The 18,078-nt window shown below is 70.7% G+C and carries 20 protein-coding genes; 6 read left to right on the forward strand and 14 right to left on the reverse strand.

Annotated elements, in window-relative coordinates; all coding sequences use genetic code 11:
* Nucleotides 1-166: 166 nt before the first annotated feature.
* Nucleotides 167-1,930 carry a lysine--tRNA ligase gene (gene lysS / locus OG912_RS19590; RefSeq protein WP_326740655.1) on the forward strand — a complete coding sequence of 588 codons (1,764 nt, stop codon included), beginning with the start codon at nt 167-169 and terminating at the stop codon, nt 1,928-1,930.
* 97 nt (nt 1,931-2,027) lie between these two features.
* On the opposite strand, the gene OG912_RS19595 is transcribed toward lysS, so the two are convergent.
* From OG912_RS19595 to OG912_RS19605, 3 genes are all read right to left on the reverse strand, one after another.
* Nucleotides 2,028-3,437 (reverse strand): DUF2637 domain-containing protein, encoded by a 1,410-nt coding sequence (locus tag OG912_RS19595; RefSeq protein ID WP_443060994.1) that lies wholly within the window; start codon nt 3,435-3,437, stop codon nt 2,028-2,030.
* Between the two features lie 213 nt (nt 3,438-3,650).
* Complete coding sequence (locus OG912_RS19600; RefSeq protein WP_327710472.1) at nt 3,651-4,517, reverse strand: DUF3558 family protein; 867 nt, start codon at nt 4,515-4,517, stop codon at nt 3,651-3,653.
* A gap of 146 nt (nt 4,518-4,663) precedes the next feature.
* Nucleotides 4,664-5,560: a DUF3558 domain-containing protein gene (locus OG912_RS19605; RefSeq protein ID WP_327710474.1), complete on the reverse strand. Its 897-nt coding sequence runs from the start codon at nt 5,558-5,560 to the stop codon at nt 4,664-4,666.
* A gap of 170 nt (nt 5,561-5,730) precedes the next feature.
* Here OG912_RS19605 and OG912_RS19610 point away from each other — a divergent pair, with 170 nt between their 5' ends.
* On the forward strand, nt 5,731-6,924 hold the full coding sequence (locus OG912_RS19610; RefSeq protein ID WP_327710475.1) for an RtcB family protein: 1,194 nt from the start codon (nt 5,731-5,733) through the stop codon (nt 6,922-6,924).
* A 55-nt stretch (nt 6,925-6,979) separates the two neighbouring features.
* Here the strand turns inward: OG912_RS19610 and OG912_RS19615 are convergent, their stop codons facing one another.
* Together OG912_RS19615 and OG912_RS19620 are read right to left on the reverse strand one after the other, a co-directional pair.
* Nucleotides 6,980-7,738 (reverse strand): SDR family oxidoreductase, encoded by a 759-nt coding sequence (locus OG912_RS19615; RefSeq protein WP_327710476.1) that lies wholly within the window; start codon nt 7,736-7,738, stop codon nt 6,980-6,982.
* Nucleotides 7,739-7,792: 54 nt separating this feature from the next.
* Nucleotides 7,793-8,128, reverse strand: a complete 336-nt coding sequence (locus OG912_RS19620) for a YnfA family protein (protein ID WP_326736880.1) — start codon at nt 8,126-8,128, stop codon at nt 7,793-7,795.
* Nucleotides 8,129-8,222: 94 nt separating this feature from the next.
* On the opposite strand from OG912_RS19620, the gene OG912_RS19625 reads away from it, so the two are divergent.
* On the forward strand, nt 8,223-8,744 hold the full coding sequence (locus OG912_RS19625; RefSeq protein WP_326736879.1) for a hypothetical protein: 522 nt from the start codon (nt 8,223-8,225) through the stop codon (nt 8,742-8,744).
* 51 nt (nt 8,745-8,795) lie between these two features.
* Nucleotides 8,796-9,281, forward strand: a complete 486-nt coding sequence (locus OG912_RS19630; protein ID WP_327710477.1) for a MarR family winged helix-turn-helix transcriptional regulator — start codon at nt 8,796-8,798, stop codon at nt 9,279-9,281.
* A 58-nt stretch (nt 9,282-9,339) separates the two neighbouring features.
* On the opposite strand, the gene OG912_RS19635 is transcribed toward OG912_RS19630, so the two are convergent.
* From OG912_RS19635 to OG912_RS19675, 9 genes are all read right to left on the reverse strand, one after another.
* Nucleotides 9,340-10,098, reverse strand: a complete 759-nt coding sequence (locus tag OG912_RS19635; RefSeq protein ID WP_327710479.1) for a Mut7-C RNAse domain-containing protein — start codon at nt 10,096-10,098, stop codon at nt 9,340-9,342.
* 100 nt (nt 10,099-10,198) lie between these two features.
* Nucleotides 10,199-11,038: an SDR family oxidoreductase gene (locus OG912_RS19640; protein WP_327710480.1), complete on the reverse strand. Its 840-nt coding sequence runs from the start codon at nt 11,036-11,038 to the stop codon at nt 10,199-10,201.
* Between the two features lie 159 nt (nt 11,039-11,197).
* Nucleotides 11,198-11,728, reverse strand: coding sequence for a GNAT family N-acetyltransferase (locus tag OG912_RS19645; protein ID WP_327710481.1), 531 nt, complete (start codon nt 11,726-11,728; stop codon nt 11,198-11,200).
* A 48-nt stretch (nt 11,729-11,776) separates the two neighbouring features.
* A complete protein-coding gene (locus OG912_RS19650; protein ID WP_327710482.1) occupies nt 11,777-12,598 on the reverse strand; it encodes a helix-turn-helix domain-containing protein in 822 nt (273 codons plus the stop codon).
* A gap of 28 nt (nt 12,599-12,626) precedes the next feature.
* A complete protein-coding gene (locus OG912_RS19655) occupies nt 12,627-12,944 on the reverse strand; it encodes a hypothetical protein (RefSeq protein WP_326736873.1) in 318 nt (105 codons plus the stop codon).
* Between the two features lie 170 nt (nt 12,945-13,114).
* Complete coding sequence (locus OG912_RS19660; RefSeq protein WP_327710483.1) at nt 13,115-13,648, reverse strand: DUF3291 domain-containing protein; 534 nt, start codon at nt 13,646-13,648, stop codon at nt 13,115-13,117.
* A 48-nt stretch (nt 13,649-13,696) separates the two neighbouring features.
* Nucleotides 13,697-14,398: a helix-turn-helix transcriptional regulator gene (locus tag OG912_RS19665; protein ID WP_327710484.1), complete on the reverse strand. Its 702-nt coding sequence runs from the start codon at nt 14,396-14,398 to the stop codon at nt 13,697-13,699.
* Between the two features lie 106 nt (nt 14,399-14,504).
* Complete coding sequence (locus tag OG912_RS19670; protein WP_327710485.1) at nt 14,505-15,113, reverse strand: hypothetical protein; 609 nt, start codon at nt 15,111-15,113, stop codon at nt 14,505-14,507.
* A 190-nt stretch (nt 15,114-15,303) separates the two neighbouring features.
* Nucleotides 15,304-15,891 (reverse strand): hypothetical protein, encoded by a 588-nt coding sequence (locus OG912_RS19675; protein WP_326736869.1) that lies wholly within the window; start codon nt 15,889-15,891, stop codon nt 15,304-15,306.
* Nucleotides 15,892-16,020: 129 nt separating this feature from the next.
* Between OG912_RS19675 and hemL the strand changes: the two genes are divergently transcribed.
* Entirely contained in the window at nt 16,021-17,346 is a 1,326-nt protein-coding gene (gene hemL, locus OG912_RS19680) for a glutamate-1-semialdehyde 2,1-aminomutase (protein WP_443060995.1), read from the forward strand.
* Nucleotides 17,343-18,044, forward strand: coding sequence for a histidine phosphatase family protein (locus OG912_RS19685; protein ID WP_326736867.1), 702 nt, complete (start codon nt 17,343-17,345; stop codon nt 18,042-18,044). The genes hemL and OG912_RS19685 overlap by 4 nt, the downstream gene beginning before the upstream one ends.
* Nucleotides 18,045-18,078: the final 34 nt, after the last annotated feature.

Here is an 18,078-nt window from a genome sequence, read left to right on the forward strand (position 1 = left end):
GCTGGCTGCCGTTTCCGTAGGGGTACAAGGGATGACCCCAAGTATCCCACGGGCTGTAAAGCCGTTTACGCCTGCGGACGCGCGCCCCCGTAAAGCCGTTTTCGCGCTGTGGGCGGTACCTGGGAGAATGGTCGGTGCCCCTATGAGTCCTACAAGAGAGAAGGACGTGCCGACCGTGGCTCAGAGTCAGAGCAGCACCGAGACCGACTGGGTCTCCCGCTTCGCGGACGAGGTCATCGCCGAATCGGAGCGTCGTGCGCCTGGCAAACCGGTCGTCGTCGCGTCCGGCCTCTCCCCGTCGGGCCCGATCCACCTGGGCAACCTCCGCGAGGTCATGACCCCGCACCTGGTCGCCGACGAGATCCGCCGCCGCGGGTACACCGTCCGGCACCTGATCTCGTGGGACGACTACGACCGCTACCGCAAGGTGCCGAACGGCGTCGAGGGCGTCGACGCGTCCTGGGCCGACCACATCGGCAAGCCGCTGACCTCGGTGCCCGCCCCGGCCGGCTCCGCCTATCCGAACTGGGCCGAGCACTTCAAGGCCGCCATGACGGCGTCCCTGGACGAGCTGGGTGTCGAGTACGACGGAATCAGCCAGACGGAGCAGTACCTGGCGGGGACGTACCGCGAGCAGATCCTGCACGCGATGCGCCACCGCGCGGACATCGACGCCGTCCTGGACCGCTACCGGACCAAGAAGGACCCGGCGGCGGGCGGTACCAAGGGCGGCAAGAAGCCGCAGCAGAAGAAGGCCGACGAGGCGGAGCTGGAGGCCGAGGCGGGCTCCGGCGCGGCCGGCGAGGACGACGGCAGCGGCGGCTCCGCCGGCTACTTCCCGTACAAGCCCTACTGCGGCAACTGCGAGAAGGACCTCACCACGGTCACGTCGTACGACGACGAGAGCACCGAGCTGAACTACACCTGCACGGCCTGCGGCTTCGCCGAGACGGTCCGGCTGAAGGAGTTCAACCGCGGCAAGCTCGTCTGGAAGGTCGACTGGCCGATGCGCTGGGCGTACGAAGGCGTGATCTTCGAGCCGAGCGGAGTCGACCACTCCTCACCCGGGTCGTCGTTCGTCGTCGGCGGCCAGATCGTCCGCGAGATCTTCGACGGCGTACAGCCGATCGGACCGATGTACGCCTTCGTCGGCATCTCCGGCATGGCGAAGATGTCCTCCTCCAAGGGCGGCGTGCCGACCCCGGCCGACGCGCTGAAGATCATGGAGGCGCCGCTGCTGCGCTGGCTCTACGCCCGCCGCAGGCCCAACCAGTCCTTCAAGATCGCCTTCGACCAGGAGATCCAGCGGCTCTACGACGAGTGGGACTCGCTGGGACGCAAGGTCGCCGACGGCTCGGTGCTGCCGGCGGACGCCGCCGCGTACACCCGGGCGATCGGCACCGCCGCCGGTGAGCTGCCGAGCACGCCGCGCCCGCTCCCGTACCGCACCCTCGCCTCGGTCGCCGACATCACGGCCGGCGCCGAGGACCAGACGCTGCGCATCCTCAGCGAGCTGGACCCGTCGAGCCCGCTGACCTCGCTGGACGAGGCCAGGCCGCGACTCGACCGGGCCGAGAACTGGATCACCACCCAGGTCCCGGCCGAGGCCCGCACCATCGTCCGCGACGAGCCGGACAAGGAACTGCTCGGCTCGCTGGACGAGCAGGGGCGCGAGTCGCTGCGCCTGCTCCTGGAGGGCCTGGACTCGCACTGGTCCCTGGACGGGCTGAGCACGCTCGTCTACGGCGTACCGAAGGTGATGGAGGGGCTGGAGGCCGACGCCAAGCCGACGCCGGAGCTGAAGGCGGCGCAGCGGTCGTTCTTCGCACTGCTCTACCGGCTGCTGGTCAGCCGGGACACCGGCCCGCGCCTGCCCACCCTGCTGCTCGCGGTGGGGGCGGACCGGGTGCGCACGCTGCTCGGCGCGTAACCGCGTACGTACGTATGACGAAGGGCCGTCACCCGGTGATCCGGGTGACGGCCCTTCGTCATGAGCATGGGTGGCGCTGCTGCTGCGGCCCATCGGCTCACGCGATGTGGTCGGCCTCCAGCTCGGCGTGGTAGCGGTTCTTGAAGCCCTGGATCAGCTGGCGGAGCAGAGCCATGCTGCGCGGGTGCCGCACGTTGTGGCCGTCCGACAGATGTATGTCGAGGACCTCGATGCTCGGATACGTGCTGTGCTGCGTCACGAACGCCGCGAAGACCTCATAGGCGATCTCGCTGAACTCCGCGTCCTCCTGCGCCCACTCCTCGGCCCACTCGTCGGCGGCCTCGACGACGGGCAGCGGCTGCTGCTCCTGGACCGCGACCTGCACCTGCGCCGGGATCTGCTCCTGCGCCGGGGCCTGGACCTGTGCCGGGGCCTGCGCGGCCTGCGCCTCGCCGCCCTCGGGGGCCGACGGCACCTGCTCGGTGCGGGGGCCGGGCACGGCGCCGATCGTGCCGACGTTGCCCAGCGGGCGGGTGCGGCCGCCGGGGCCCGACGGGATCATGACCGGGGTGGGCTCAAGACCATCGACATACGTCGGGTTGTACGAACCCTCGTACGCCCCGTCCGGAACCTGCGCCGCGAACCACGGGCTCTCGTGCGTGCCGGGGCCCTCCGCGGGCTGCTGCTCCTCGGCCCATTCGCCGGGGACCGTCTTGGCGTACTGCTCCTGCTGGGGGGCGTACGCGAGTTCGGGCTGCGGGGCCGTTTCCACGGCGGCGGCGGTGGCCGGGTTGGCGGCCTGGGCGGGGGCGGGGGGCAGGAGGGCCGGTTCGATGCCGGCTGCGGCGAGTCCGGCGGGGCCGGTGTCGGCGAGCGGGACGCCGTACTTGGCGAGGCGCAGCGGCATGAGGGATTCGACGGGGGCCTTGCGGCGCCAGCTGCGCCCGAAGCGTGCCTGGAGGCGTGCCTGGTAGATCAGCCGGTCCTGTTCGAGCTTGATGACCTGCTCGTAACTGCGCAGCTCCCACAGCTTCATCCGTCGCCACAGCTTGAACGTGGGGATGGGCGAGAGGAGCCAGCGGGTGAGGCGGACGCCCTCCATGTGCTTGTCGGCCGTGATGTCCGCGATCCGGCCCACCGCGTGGCGGGCGGCCTCGACGGAGACGACGAACAGCACCGGGATGACGGCGTGCATGCCGACACCGAGCGGATCGGGCCAGGCGGCTGCGCCGTTGAACGCGATCGTGGCGGCGGTGAGCAGCCAGGCCGTCTGGCGCAGCAGCGGGAACGGGATGCGCAGCCAGGTCAGCAGCAGGTCCAGCGAGAGCAGGACGCAGATGCCGGCGTCGATGCCGATCGGGAAGACCAGCGAGAAGTTCCCGAACCCCTTCTCCAGGGCGAGCTCGCGCACGGCCGCGTACGAGCCCGCGAATCCGATCGCTGCGATGAGCACCGCACCGGCGACCACGAGCCCGATGAGTATCCGGTGCGTGCGTGTCAGCTGCATCGCGGCCACCCGCGACCCCTCCCCAATTCTTTGTCTCCGACGTCCGGTCCAGCGGGACGACTTCGAGTTCTGGCGGGCACAGCCTGGCACATGCCGGTGGGGTGCGTCGCGCGGGGAGGGGCGAAGCCCGGTTCTCGGGTGAGGACCGGGCTTCGTAAAACCGTTTCTGCGCGGGAGGGTTGAGGCCGTCGGCTGCCGCGCGAGCGGGTGCGGTCAGCTCGTCTTCCTGGGCGAGGCCTTGCTGGTTGCCTTGCTCGTCGTCTTGCTGGTTGCCTTGCCGGTTTCCTCGGCCGAGGCGGGCGCTGCGGTCTTGGCCTTTGCCTTGGCGGACTCGGAGGGCTTCGGCGAGCTGCCCGGCTTTGCGGCCCCGTTGGCGGTGGCGACCGAGGCGACCGCTTCCTTGGCGGCCTTCTCGGCGCCCTTCAGGATGTCGGCGGCGGACGGGGTCTTGGCTCCCGCGTAGCCCGCGCCGTTGTAGTTGAGGGTGACGACGACGTTCCCCGTACGGGCGACGACGGTCGCGTACTTGAAGTCCTCACCCGTCTTGGTGAGGTCGTACGTGATCTTGGTGGCCTGCTCGCCGATGGCGCCGACGGGCGCGGTGGCGAGCTTCTTCGCACCCTCGGCCGCCTGGGCCTTGGCGACCTGCTTCGTGTAGTCCGCCTGGGCGCGGTCGGCACCGCTGCCCAGGGCCTGGTCGGAGGCGAAGCGCGTGAAGCCGACGTCGAGCCAGCGGTACTGGGAGCCCTTGATGCCGTTGTCGTCGAGCCCGTTCCACGAGCAGCCACCGCGGGCGGCGGCGTCGCTGGACTTGCCGCGGGTGCCGCTCTTGGTCTTGGCCGAGGGGACCAGGGACTTGACCGTCTTCGCGGTGATCGACTTGCACGGGTCGGGCAGCACGGCGAACTTCGCCGGCGCGACGGCCGGTTCCGTCTTCGTCGCGTCCGGTGCGGCGGACGAGGAGGAGGAGGCGTCGTCCTTCTTGCCGTCGGAGTCCGACGAGCAGCCGGCGACGACGAGCATCACCGGGACGGCGGCGCAGGCGAGTATGCGGGTGAGTCGCGGGGCTGATCGGTGCATGGTTCCTTCACTCGGGTGGAGCGGCGGTCGGGCGGCGGTCGGGCGGTTCCGGAGGGCCACGGTACGACGGACGGGGGCCGGATGCCGCCTCGGCCGGGAGGCCCGCGGGGCGGTCGGCGTCCCGTCCGGGGCGGCCGGGGGCGGGGCTATTCGCTGAAGGTGTCGACCAGCTTCTCGCCCAGTGCCTGGGCCTTCTCCTGCAGTTCCTTGCTGTCGGGGGCCTCGGTGGAGAGGGCCGGCTGCGCGGTGTACTCGATGGTGACGATGACGTTCGATGTGCGGAATACCACGCTCACCGTGCGGTGCTGTGCGGTGGAACCTGCCCGGGTGAGCACATCGTCCAGGAACGCGCTGTCTCCGAGGGTGTCGAGGACGCGGGGCTGGAGGTTCTCGGCGGGGCTGCCGGCTGTGCCACCGTCCGCGGTGTCGCCTTCGGCGTCGCCTGTGGCGTCCCCTGCGGCGTCATCCGCGCTGCCGGTCGCGCTGCTGTCCGGTGTCGCGTCCTTCTTCCCGTCGGTTCCGCCGTCGCTCTTCGCTCCGGCTTTCTCGTTCCCCGTCGGGGAGCTCTTGGGAGAGGCCGTTTCCCTGTCCGCGTCGTCGGGCGCGAGGGAGGCCGAGGGGAGGTCCGCGGCGTCCTCCTTCTTCGCGTAGACCTCGCGGGCGCGGTCGTCGTCGCTCACGGCCGGGTCGTACGAGACGACGCGCTCGAAGTCGATGGCGATGCTGCGGGAGGCGTCGGGCGCGTCGGACGTCCAGCGGCAGCCGACGCGGCGGTCCGTGTCGAAGGTTCCGGCGGGCGTGCCCTCGTACACCTTGTCCTGCTGGGCCTCGGGCAGTTGCGCGGCGCCGGGCAGCAGGTCCTTCAGGGTGGAGAGGGGGATGGCCCGGCAGGCCTCGGGAAGGGTGCGGTACTTGCCCGGGGGTGCGGCGGAGGTGGTCAGGGTGCCGGGCTTGCTGTCGGAGGCGGATACGTCGCCTTCGGTGCCGGCACTGCAGCCGGCGACGAGTGCCGCGATCAGCACGGCGCCGGGTACGTACGCCATTCGTCGCACGGTCCTGGGCTCCCTTCGCACGAAAAACGGTTGCCGCTCGATGGCGGCCGGTGGACACAATGTGTATCGCACGCGCCGCTGTGAATGCCGGTCGGCTGACTTATTTGCCGACCTTGGCACCGGTTTTGCGTTTTCAGACTTTTCGGGGGAATCGAGGAACTATGTCGTATGTAGAGGTGCCGGGTGCGAAGGTCCCCATCCGGATGTGGACCGACCCGGCTTCGGTCGAGGACGTCGCGATGCAGCAGCTGCGCAACGTCGCCACCCTGCCCTGGATCAAGGGCCTCGCCGTGATGCCGGACGTCCACTTCGGCAAGGGCGCCACGGTCGGCTCGGTGATCGCGATGCACGGTGCGGTCTGCCCGGCGGCGGTGGGCGTGGACATCGGCTGCGGAATGTCGGCGGTGAAGACCTCGCTGACCGCCAACGACCTGCCCGGGGACCTGTCCCGGCTCCGGTCGAAGATCGAGCAGGCCATTCCGGTGGGCCGCGGGATGCACGACGAGCCGGTGGACCCGGGCCGGCTGCACGGTCTTGCGGCGACCGACTGGGACGACTTCTGGCAGCGGTTCGACGGAGTGGCCGATGCGGTCAAATTCCGTCAGGAACGTGCCACGAAGCAGATGGGAACGCTCGGCGGAGGAAATCACTTCGTCGAATTCTGTCTCGACGAGGCGGGCGCGGTCTGGCTGATGCTGCACTCCGGTTCCCGGAACATCGGCAACGAACTGGCCGACTTCCACATCGGCCAGGCCCAGAAGCTGCCGCACAACCAGGACCTGGTCGACCGCGACCTCGCGGTCTTCATCGCGGACACCCCGCCGATGCAGGCATACCGCAACGATCTCTTCTGGGCACAGGAGTACGCGAAGCTCAACCGCGCAGTCATGATGGCGCTCTTCCAGGATGTGGTCCGCAAGGAGTTCAAGAAGGCCAAGGTGACCTTCGAACCGGTCATCTCCTGTCACCACAACTATGTGGCGGAGGAGCGGTACGAGGGCATGGACCTGCTGGTCACCCGTAAGGGGGCCATCCGGGCCGGCTCCGGTGACTACGGGATCATCCCGGGCTCGATGGGCACCGGCTCGTACATCGTGAAGGGCCTCGGCAACGAGAAGTCCTTCAACTCGGCCTCGCACGGCGCGGGCCGGAAGATGAGCCGGAACGCCGCCAGGCGCCGCTTCTCGACGAAGGACCTGGAGGACCAGACGCGGGGCGTGGAATGCCGTAAGGACTCCGGCGTCGTCGATGAGATTCCGGGTGCCTACAAGCCGATCGAGAAGGTCATCGACCAGCAGCGCGACCTCGTCGAGGTCGTCGCGAAGCTGAAGCAGGTCATCTGCGTGAAGGGCTGAGGCGGGCGGCGGGGATGAGGGGTACGGGGGTCCCCTCGCCCCGGCCGCGCGCGGGTCAGACCGTGCGGTGGACCTTGGAGTTGGATGCCTGGGCGCGGGGGCGGACCACCAGGAGGTCGATGTTCACGTGGCTGGGACGGGTGATGGCCCAGGTGATGGTGTCGGCCACGTCGTCCGCGGTGAGGGGGGCGTCGACGCCCGCGTAGACCTTGGCGGCCTTCTCGGCGTCGCCGCGGAAGCGCGTGGTGGCGAACTCCTCCGTCTTGACCATGCCGGGGGCGACCTCGATGACGCGGACCGGGGTGCCGACGATCTCCAGGCGGAGGGTCTCCGCCAGGACGTGCTCGCCGTGCTTGGCGGCCACGTAGCCGCCGCCGCCCTCGTAGGTGGAGAGGCCGGCGGTCGAGGAGAGGATGACGATCGTGCCGTTCCCGCCCGCGGTGAGGGCCGGGAGCAGGGCCTGGGTGACGTTGAGCGTGCCGATGACGTTGGTCTCGTACATCTGGCGCCAGTCCGCCGGGTCGCCGGTGGCGACGGGGTCGGCTCCGAGCGCGCCGCCGGCGTTGTTGACGAGGACGGCGAGGGTGCGGAACGCGGTGGCGAACTCGTCGACCGCGGCGCGGTCGGTGACGTCCAGGGCGTAGGCCGTGGCCTCGTGGCCCGCCTCGGTGATCTCGGCGGCGAGCGCCTCGATGCGGTCCTTGCGGCGGGCGGTCAGCACCACGCGGAAGCCGGCGGCCGCCAGCTGCCGGGCGGTCGCGGCACCGATGCCGCTGCTCGCTCCGGTGATGACGGCGATGGGGGTTGCGGCCATGGCGGGCTCCTCGGACAGCTGATCGGTACGGGGTCAGGATAGGCAGGGGCGCGGTCAGTGGTTGCGGGGGGCATACATGATCACGGCCATACCGGCCAGGCAGATCAGCGCACCCGTCACGTCCCAGCGGTCGGGCCGGTAGCCGTCGGCGGCCATGCCCCAGGCGATCGAACCCACGACGAAGACCCCGCCGTACGCGGCGAGCACCCGCCCGAACTCGCCGTCCGGCTGGAGGGTGGCGACGAAGCCGTAGGTGGCCAGGGCGATGATGCCCCCGCCGATCCAGGCCCAGCCGCGGTGTTCGCGGACCCCCTGCCATACGAGCCAGGCGCCGCCGATCTCGAACAGGGCGGCGACGACGAAGAGCGCGAGGGAACGGACCACGGACATGGGAGAAGGGTGTCACGGGCGCGCACCCGGTCCGCCGCCGCGCCGAACCCGTGGGTATATATGGATAATTCGTGACGATCTGTATCTTCAGGGCATGGTCGTGACGCGTAAGGCTCTGCTGGGTGTGTCCGCTGCGGCGGCAATGGCGTCGACGCTGGCGCTGGGTGTGGGCGGGACGGCCGCGGCCGTCGGTGCGCCGGTCGGTACGCCGGTGGGGCGGAACATCGCGCCGGAGGCGGATGTGTCGCACCACGGGCATGTCTCGTTGTGGGGTACCGGGCTCGGGATCTGGCTGCGCAGCGAGAACCGCGGGCCGGCGGATCTGGCCGGGGTCACCGTGCGGCTGCGGGTCTCCGTACCGCTGGCGGGCCGCCAGGAGCTGCCGCAGGAGTGCCTGCAGGCCGATCGGGCGACCGTGCTGTGCCGGACGGGTGCGTTGCACGCGGACGGTTCCGAGCAGCGGCAGCTCGGCCTCGAACTGCGGCTCGCGGGCCGGCCCGCGGAGCTGGTCGTCCGGATCGACACCGTGTGGAACGGCGGGGCGACGGACCGGAACGCGAAGAACAGCGAGCACGAGGTGCTGGCGCTTGCCACGGGGGACGAGTACGTCTTCTGAGCCGCCGGGGCGCACGGACGCGCGGCGATCTCTGCTTCGTACACTCTCTGCATGCCGCAGAAGTCATCCGCCCCGAGCCGCAGCGTGCTGCTGGCCGAGCTGGCCGTCACGTCGCGCCGCTACATGGCCTCGTACGCCCTGTTCAACCAGGCCGTCGCCGACCATCTGCGGCTGCATCCCACGGATCTGCAGTGCCTGAACCTGCTCGGCCTGGAGGCCGGGCCCGTCACCACCGGCCGGGTCGCCGAGCTGACCGGGCTCACCACCGGGTCGGCGACCCGGCTCGTCGACCGGCTGGAGCGGGCCGGTTATGTGACCCGCGCGCGCGACACGGCGGACCGGCGGAGGGTGCTCGTCGCGACCGTGCCCGAGCGGATGGCGGAGTTCGGTGCGGTCTGGGAGCGGCTGAACAGCGGTTGGGCGGCACTGTTCGAGGCGTACGGAGACGACGAGGTCGACTTCCTCATCACGCATATGCGGCGCACGGTGGAGCTGAGCGCGGTGCAGATCGAGAGGCTGCGCGACGGCGACGCCTAGGGCGTGTTTTGAAAGTAGCGCCGTCCGCCCCGGGCAGGCGGGACTTTCAAAACACGCCCTAGGGCCGCTCCGGGGCGCCCGGTCCGGCCAGGGCGTTGCCGAAATCGCGGACCGCTTCGGTGACGATCGCCTCCAGGCGGGCGTGGTGGGCGCCGCGCCAGTACACCCGGTCGCACTCCGTGCACTGGGCGAAGACGTCGTACGACCGCTGCGTGCCGTGTTCCAGATGCGCGCTGACGGAGTCCTTGTCGGCCGCCGTCAGCGGTCCGTTGCACGCCGTGCATCGCGTCCACGGGGCAAGGGCCGGCGCGAACCGCTCCAGCACGTCACGCAGCTGTGCCTCTGGGCGGTCGCTGTAGACGTACGCCCCCGCCCAGATCTCCCGCCGGTGCAGCAGCCCCCGGTCCCGGGAGAGCAGGACCCGCCGTTCCTCAGCCGAGCGGGTCGCCAGCGCGGGATCCCCGATGTCCTCGCTCTCGTACGCCGCATCGACCCCGAGCAGCCGCAGCCGTCGCGCGAGAGTGCCGAGGTGGACGTCGAGCAGGAAGCGCAGGGGTGCGCCCGGCACGCTCTGCGGACGCCGGACGGCCCGCACCTCGACGGTCTCGCCCGCGGCGGGAATGTGTGAGACCGGCACGGGGTGCCCGTCGACGAGGAGCTCGCCGGCCTCGGTGAGCGGAACACCCAGTGACTCCACGACGTGCCCGAGGGTGGACGAGCCGTCGGTGGTCACGGTCGTCCGGCCCCGGCGGCGTTCGTGCGCGACGAAGAGGCGCAGTTCGGGGGCGACTTCGAGGTGGATCTCGGGTCCGTTCACCTGGTCAGGATGCCATTGGGGCGGGATGCCGGCCACGGGATTCGGGATCGCTTGCGTACGGGCGTGCGGGCGGGAGCGGGAAGGCGCGTGCGGGCGGGCGTCAGGCGCGGAAGGCGTCGGCGTGCCCGGAGGCCCAGGCTGCGAACGTACTGGCCGGACGGCCGGTCAGTTTCGCTGTGTCGCCGGTGACTTCGGCGGCGGACCCGTCCGTGGCGGCCCAGTAGTCGAGCAGCGCCTCGGCGATCTCCGCCGGGACGAAGGGGGAGACGGATGCCTTCCAGGCGGCCCGGCTCACGGTGTGGACGGTGACGGGGCTGCCCGCCGCTGCGGCCAGCAGCTCGACCTGCTCGGCGGCGGTGAGGGATTCGGGCCCGGTCAGGTGATACGCCGAGCCCTGCAGTCGCGCGTCGGTGAGGACGGCGAGTGCCGCTTCGGCGATGTCGGTCTCGTCGATGGGGCTGGTCCCGCTGTGCGGGTAGGGCAGTTCGACGGGGCGGCCGGACCGGAAGGACTCCGACCACTGGTAGGCGTTGCCCGCGAAGGCGCCGGGGCGCAGCAGGGTCGCGGTGAGGGGGGAGTCGCTCAGCGCCTGTTCCACCGCGTGGTGGGAGGCGGCGATCGGGTTGGATCCGGCGTCGGGGGCGAGGACCGAGCTGGAGGAGAGCAGGACGATGTGTGCGACGCCGGCGGTCTGCGCGGCGGCGAGGAATTCGGTGATGTGGGACGGCTCGGCGTAGAGGAAGACGGAGTCGACGCCTTCCAGGGCGGCCGCGAAGGTACCGGGGTCGCCGAGATCGCAGGCGGTGGACGGGACGCCGTCCGGCGGGGAGAGCTCGCCGGGGTTGCGGGAGCCGGCGCGTACGGCGTGGCCGCCCCGGTGCAGGAGCGGGACGAGTGCGGAAGCTACGCGGCCGCGGCAGCCGGTGACAAGGGTGAGCATGGGAGGGGCCTCCGTGGTGTGTGGGGCTGGGTGTGGAGGGGCCTGTGCAGGTTTAACTGTGAGACGCATAAGGTGCGTGACGCAGATAAATATCCAGGAGGTGGCCGCACCCGTCAAACGCTTTACGCTGCCCCGGCCCGCGCGCCCCCTTCTGCCGGGTCAGCGCTCCGGGTGGAGGTCCAGCCGCCAGTCGTGGGTCAGCAACGGGTGTCCCGGCGGGTACTCGACCTCGCACTCGCCGATCAGCAGGAAACCCGCCTTGCGGCACACCCCGTTCGACGCGCCGTTGTCCACGGACGGGTAGGCGTGCAGATAGCGGTGCTTGTGCTCGGCGCGTGCCTGCTCGGCAACAGCCTTCGTCGCGGCCGATGCGATGCCCCGGCCCTGGAACTCCGCGAGAACGGCCCACCCCGTCTCGTACACCTCCTGGCCCTGCCAGGTGCGCTCCCAGAAGCCGATGGTGCCCACGGCCTCGGCCTCACCGGGCAGCGTGATGCGGAACATCCTGCCCCGGCCCGTCCGGTCCGCGCTCAGCGCCACATAGCGGCCATGGCGCCCTATGAGCTGCTCCTCCGACTCGGGGCCGCCCAGGTGGTCCATCAGCTCCGGTGCGTTGGCACGGCGGAGCAGCTCCAGGTCGCTCGGGGACCAGGGCTCGATCTGTACGGATGATGCTTCGGTCCGCTCCATGTCAGAACTGTAGGACGGGCCTCTGACAGTCGGCGGGCACGAGCGTGTTCAGCGGGCGCCGAGCATCGTCGGTGGGACGCCGACCGTCGCCGTGAAGTCTCTGACCAGGTGCGCCTGGTCGCTGTAGCCGAGATCCGCGGCGAGCCCCGCCCAGTCCACCGCCGGGTCCGACTCGGCGCGTTCCAGCGCCTCGTGGATGCGGTAGCGGAGGATGACCCACTTGGGGCCGACGCCCACGTACGTGGCGAACAGCCGTTGCAGGGCCCGCACCGACAGCCCCTCGGTGCGGGCCAGCTCGTCGACGCGGCGGACCGTGCGGTCGGTACGCACCAGGTCGACCAGGGCCATGGCTCTCTCGGCCTGCGGATCCGGTTCCGGGCCGAGTGCCAGCAGATACGCGTCGAGCGCCGCGACCCGTGCGTCCTCCTGCCCGGGGTCCAGTACGGCCGACGGCGGGGCGGGCGGTGTGAACACCTCGGGGGCCGGGACCCGGCGCCCCGTCCACTCGGAGACCGGCCGGCCCGGTGCGAACGGCCGGAAGCCGCCCGGCCGGAACTGCACGCCGCAGACCCGTCCCCGTCCCTCCAGCTTCTGCGTGAAGAGCTCAAGGCCGATGCCCGAGACCTCCGCGAACCCGGCGTCCTCGTCGCCGCAGCCCGCGTACCGCTCGAAGACCAGGTTGACGCTGGGGTGCGGGACCAGATGGGAGGCGTACGGCTCGCGCAGGTCCCAGTCGATCAGCCAGTAGTGCTCAAGGTAGGGGCGCAGCGCGGGGGCGGGTTCGCGGCGCCGGAAGCGTACGTGCGTGAACAGTTCGGGGGCGTCGACGATGCCCCGGGTGTCGCGTCGGGGACCTTGGGAGCCGGACATGGCTGCCGATCCTATGGCGCCGAAGGCCTCAGCCCCGTTGCGCGGGTGCCGGCGCCGACCGGTCGTGATCCTGACCGGCAGCAGCCCCGGGCCGGACGCCGGTGGCCGGAACTGGTGTGTCCGCAGTCGTCGGTCCGTCGTAGAGCGGTCCGAGGGTTCCGTAGGCGCCGTCCACGATCTGCTCGGCGTCCACCAGCATCGCGCGCTCGGCGAGCCGGGCCGCCTGGTGGGTGTACGGGGACGGTGGCGCCGGGTGGCGCCGCCGCCACCAGCTCTCACCTGCTGCGTAGATGCCACTGGCGAAGACCAGCACGGGAATGGACAGAGCCAGCAGAGTGTCGCCCACGGCAGGCCCCCTTCAGAGTCGATGCCTCCTGCATCGGCAGGTTCGGCAGGTCACCTGAAGATCATTCTTCGGCCAATGAATGGCCGGATACGGCTGGCTGACGGACGCCCTTCGTGCAGGTGGGCGGCAGGGGTGACGCGTGCTGGGCCGCGTGTTCGGCGGCGGGCCGCTCAGCGGGGTGTGTGTTCGGCGGGAGTGTGTTCAGCGGGGGAGGGGGCGTCGTGGCGGCCGTGCCCGGATGTGCCGGGGGACTCGGTCGGCGGGGGGTGCGGGGCCCGGAAGGTGAACGCCCCGGGGCCTTCGCCGACGTCACGGATCAGGGCGATGCGGTCCATTGCCTCGTCGACGCTCGGGTGGTGCCCTGCGGGGACCCACCACAGTGCGTGGTGGAAGTCGGCGAGGCGCTCGAACCATTCCCGGCGGCGTGTCAGGACCTTGAGGTGCTCGCTGCGGTACGTGAAGTTCCGCAGCGCTTCGACCGATTCCCAGACCGAGCAGTTGATCAGAAGCATGTCGTCGTTCTCGGGGCGCAGGCTCGTCGCGTCCGCTCCACTGTCGTCGACCATGCGCCAGACGAAGCCGGGGGCCTGATCGGCGACCGCGTTGATCTCCGGGAGCCGGGCGACGAAGTCGGCCAGCCGGGGGCTGTCGAGTGGGGCGAGGATGCGCCCGACGTTGACCTGGGCCAGGTGGAAGTTGCTCACGGGGTCAGCATGACCGGGTGAGCCTTCTAAAGTCAATGAGTGCTGTTTTTAGATGTCCCCTGCCGCGCCTGCCGGGTCCTTCGCGGATTCCTCTGCCGCACCCTTCGCGGCTTCGAGGGCGACACAGCACCCGCGCGGAAGCGGGTCCATCGCCGCGGTCCAGCCCCGGCCGCCCGGCAGTCCGGCGAGCAGGCCCTCGATCTTGGCCAGGTTCATCCCGCAGACCAGGGCGGGGAACCGGTCGGCCAGCGCGTGGAACGGGCAGTTGTTCAGCCGCAGCGTTCCGCCGTCCCAGAAGGGCTCGTAACCGCGTGAGCGCAGCGCCTCGACCGGATCCGCCTCGCTGTCCGAAGCGCCCTCCGCCTCCCCGGCCGTCCGGGCCGCCGCCTGTAGCTCCCCGTCGAGCCCGGCCTGCTCCACCACCTCGGCCAGCAGCCGGCTCGCGGTGTCGTAGGAGCGGGGCGGCACGGACACCGTGCGCTCACCCTCGGCCCGCCGGTACAGCTTCGCGGGCCGCCCGGCCCCCGGGCCGCTGCGCCCCGAAAGCCGCCGGAAGCACACCTCCAGCAGCCCGGCCTCGACCAGCTTGTCCAGGTGGAACGCGGCCAGCGAACGGGAGATCCCGACCGCTTCGGCCGCCGCGTCCCGCCCCACCTCGCCCGGCGCCCCGGTGACGTGTCGATACAGTCCACGCCGCACCGGGTCCCCCAGTACGACCAACGCCTCCAGGGCGGCATCCTCGCTGCTCACGGCGCAATTCTATAACTAACGATGATTGACACCGATGTGGCTTTCCCGCGCAGGGGAGCGTCCGGACGACGGCCGGGGCCGTCCACATGACGGCAGCCCGGCAGGGTCATGCCGCCTGGAGCACCTCACAAGGGCAGTGGCGGAATTCCAGACCGAGTTCGTGGTCCACGGCCGCGCTCGAACGCGTGGCGGCTTCGGCGACCTTCTCCCAGGAGCCGTACTTCATGTAGAGCTGGTCCGCCGTCGGGCCGAGCGGGTTGCCGTACTTCTTCTGGTTGCGTGCCTCCAGTTCCGCGACCTGTTCCGGGGTCATGCCGGCGCGGACGATGTCCTTGGCGTCGTTGCGCATCTGGACCAGGGCGCGGGCGATGTCCTCCTCCGAGCGCCCCTCGGCACGCATGGCGCACTCCTCGCGCTCCATGTCCTCCAGGAGCTGGTGGTAGCGCATCCGCTGATCGCGGGCGATCTCGCGCTCCCTCGGGGTCTCGCTCCGGATCAGGCACACGACGGGTTCCGGGCTGGTGCAGTCACCGTGGTCCGGGGCGGCCTGGGAGACCGGGGCGACGATGACCGAACCGCAGCCGGCGGACGACTGACAGGGGTGTGCCGTGTACGGGGCGGCGGAGGCGGTCTGAAGGGGGAGGAAGACGGCTTGGGCGACCAGCAGCGTAGGAACCACGCGGCGGGCCAGCGAACGCAGGCTGGTAGGTGACATGCGCTCATCGTTGGGCAGACCACAACGGGACCGGAGCATGGCGAGGCCGAAGTCCTCCCCGCAGGTGGCCGACTCCACTCTGCCGAGTGAACCGAAGGCACCGGCGATGCCTCCGGCCCGGTCGCCTGCCCGCCCCGCCTACCGCGGGCACGTCACGAAGCCACTGCCCTCTACCGGTAGAGCCCCACGGTCAGGGCCACACCAAGCAGTACGCCTGATGCCCCGCGTCGTGCAGACGATGGCTGAAATCCTGCCACTCGTGCAGCAGCTGGTAGACGTTGAACGCGTCGCGCGGGCCACCGCGGTCCGGAACCGTCGACCAGATGAAGGCCGCGGCACCCACGGACTCCTCGCCCACGTCGCGCAGCGGGTCCACGACCGTCATGGGGAGCTTGACCACCGCGTAGTCGGGGTGCAGGACGACCAGCTCCAGCGGCGGGACCTTGTGCAGGGGTATGCCCTGTATGCCGGTGAGGACCATCGCGGCCACCGTCTCCGGCTTGATCTTGGTGAACATGCCGCCCATGCCCAGCTCGTCGCCACCGAGCTCCTCGGGGCGCATCGAAATGGGCACGCGTGCGGCAGTGGCCCCGTCGGGAGCCCCGAAATACTTGTAGGTCACCCCCACCCGGCCACCACTCCTGCTTCCGGCTCCGACCTGTGCGCCAGCGGCCGGTATGCCCTGCTTGCGCTCAGCCTCGCGCCGGTGCCGACCCCGCCGGGCAGGCTCGGGCCCCAGGTCGTCGGTCCCTTCGCCCACTCCGCCACCGCGATGCATATCTCATCCACCCGACTACTAACTAGGAGACACAGCCCCCGCCGCGCAACCCGATCATCGTGTCAGTGACCTCCCCCGCGAACGTGCGGTGAAACACCTGTCCGCAAGTCCGTCCGTGGCTCTGACACCATGGCATGTGTGAGCTTTCCCTATGACGCCCCTGACGCCTCAGTTTCGCAGACGCTTTTCGACCGCGCGTCCCTCGTGACGCCCGGTGGCGTGAACTCTCCTGTACGTGCCTTCCGGGCCGTGGGCGGTACGCCCCGCTTCATGGTGTCCGGCAAGGGTCCGTACCTCACCGATGCCGACGGTCATGAGTATGTTGACCTCGTGTGCTCGTGGGGGCCGATGATTCTCGGCCATTCCCACCCCGATGTCATCGCCGCGGTCCAGGAGGCCGTCGCCCGTGGCACCTCGTTCGGTACGCCCGGCGAGGGCGAGGTCGCGCTCGCCGAGGAGATCGTGGCCCGGGTCGAGCCCGTGGAGCAGGTACGGCTCGTGTCGTCCGGCACCGAGGCGACCATGTCCGCGATCCGCCTCGCCCGTGGTTTCACCGGCCGGGCGAAGATCGTGAAGTTCGCCGGGTGCTACCACGGCCACGTCGACGCGCTGCTCGCCGCCGCCGGGTCCGGGGTCGCGACCTTCGGGCTGCCGGACACGCCGGGCGTCACCGGCGCCCAGGCCGGCGACACGATCGTGCTGCCGTACAACGACCTGGAAGCCGTGCGGGCCGCCTTCGCCGCGCAGCCCGGCGAGATCGCCTGCGTGATCACCGAGGCGTCGCCGGGCAACATGGGCGTCGTGCCGCCCCTGGACGGTTTCAACGCGGGGCTCAAGGAGATCTGCGCCGCCGACGGCGCGCTGTACATCTCCGACGAGGTCATGACCGGCTTCCGTACGTCGAAGGCCGGCTGGTTCGGCGTCGACGGGGTGCGGCCGGACCTGATGACGTTCGGCAAGGTGATGGGCGGCGGCTTCCCGGCCGCGGCGTTCGGCGGTCGCGCCGACGTGATGGCGCACCTGGCGCCCGTCGGTCCCGTCTACCAGGCGGGCACCCTCTCCGGTAACCCGGTCGCCACCGCCGCCGGTCTCGCCCAGCTGCGTCTGCTGGACGACGCCGCGTACGCGAAGGTCGACGCGGTCTCCGCGGAGATCCGGGGGCTGGTGAGCCAGGCCCTGGACAAGGAGGGGGTCGCGCACACCGTGCAGGCGGCGAGCAACATGTTCTCCGTCTTCTTCACGGACGGTCCCGTTCGCAACTACGACGACGCCAAGCGGCAGGAAGCCTTCCGCTTCAAGCCGTTCTTCCACTCGATGCTGGCGCAGGGCGTCTATCTCCCGCCGTCCGCGTTCGAGTCGTGGTTCGTCTCGACCGCCCACGACACCCGGGCCGTCGAGCGGATCGCCGCCGCGCTGCCCGCCGCAGCCCGCGCCGCATCGGAGGCCACCGCATGAGCGAGACCAGCAGCAACGCCGGACGCAAGGACATCACCGTCGTCCACCTGATGCGCCACGGAGAGGTGCACAACCCGGAGGGCGTGCTGTACGGGCGGCGTCCCGGCTACCACCTCTCCGAGCTCGGCCGGCAGATGGCCGACCGGGTCGCCGAGCACCTGGACAAGCGCGACATCACGCATGTCGTCGCCTCCCCGCTGGAGCGTGCCCAGGAGACGGCCACGCCGGTCGCCAAGGCGCACGGCCTGGACCTCGCCACCGACGAGCGGCTCATCGAGGCCGCCAACGTCTTCGAGGGCAAGACCTTCGGCGTCGGCGACGGGGCGCTGCGCAAGCCGGACAACTGGAAGCACCTGACGAACCCGTTCCGGCCGTCGTGGGGTGAGCCGTACATCGAGCAGGTCGTACGGATGATGGGCGCCCTGGACGCGGCGCGCGACGCGGCCCGTGGTCACGAGGCGGTGTGCGTCAGCCACCAGCTGCCGATCTGGATCGTCCGCAGCTTCGTGGAGCGGCGCCGGCTGTGGCACGACCCGCGCAAGCGGCAGTGCACGCTCGCCTCGCTGACCAGCTTCACGTACCAGGGCGACAAGATCGTGTCCGTCGGGTACTCGGAGCCGGCGCGGGACCTGGTCCCGGCGCATCTGCTGGCGGGGGCGAAGCCGGTGAAGGGGGCGTCGAAGGGGTTCGGCGCGTAGCCGGCCGTTGGCCGGGGGTCTCTCGGTTCGGGCC

Origin of the sequence: Streptomyces sp. NBC_00464 (assembly GCF_036013915.1) — a bacterium.
Classification (GTDB): domain Bacteria; phylum Actinomycetota; class Actinomycetes; order Streptomycetales; family Streptomycetaceae; genus Streptomyces.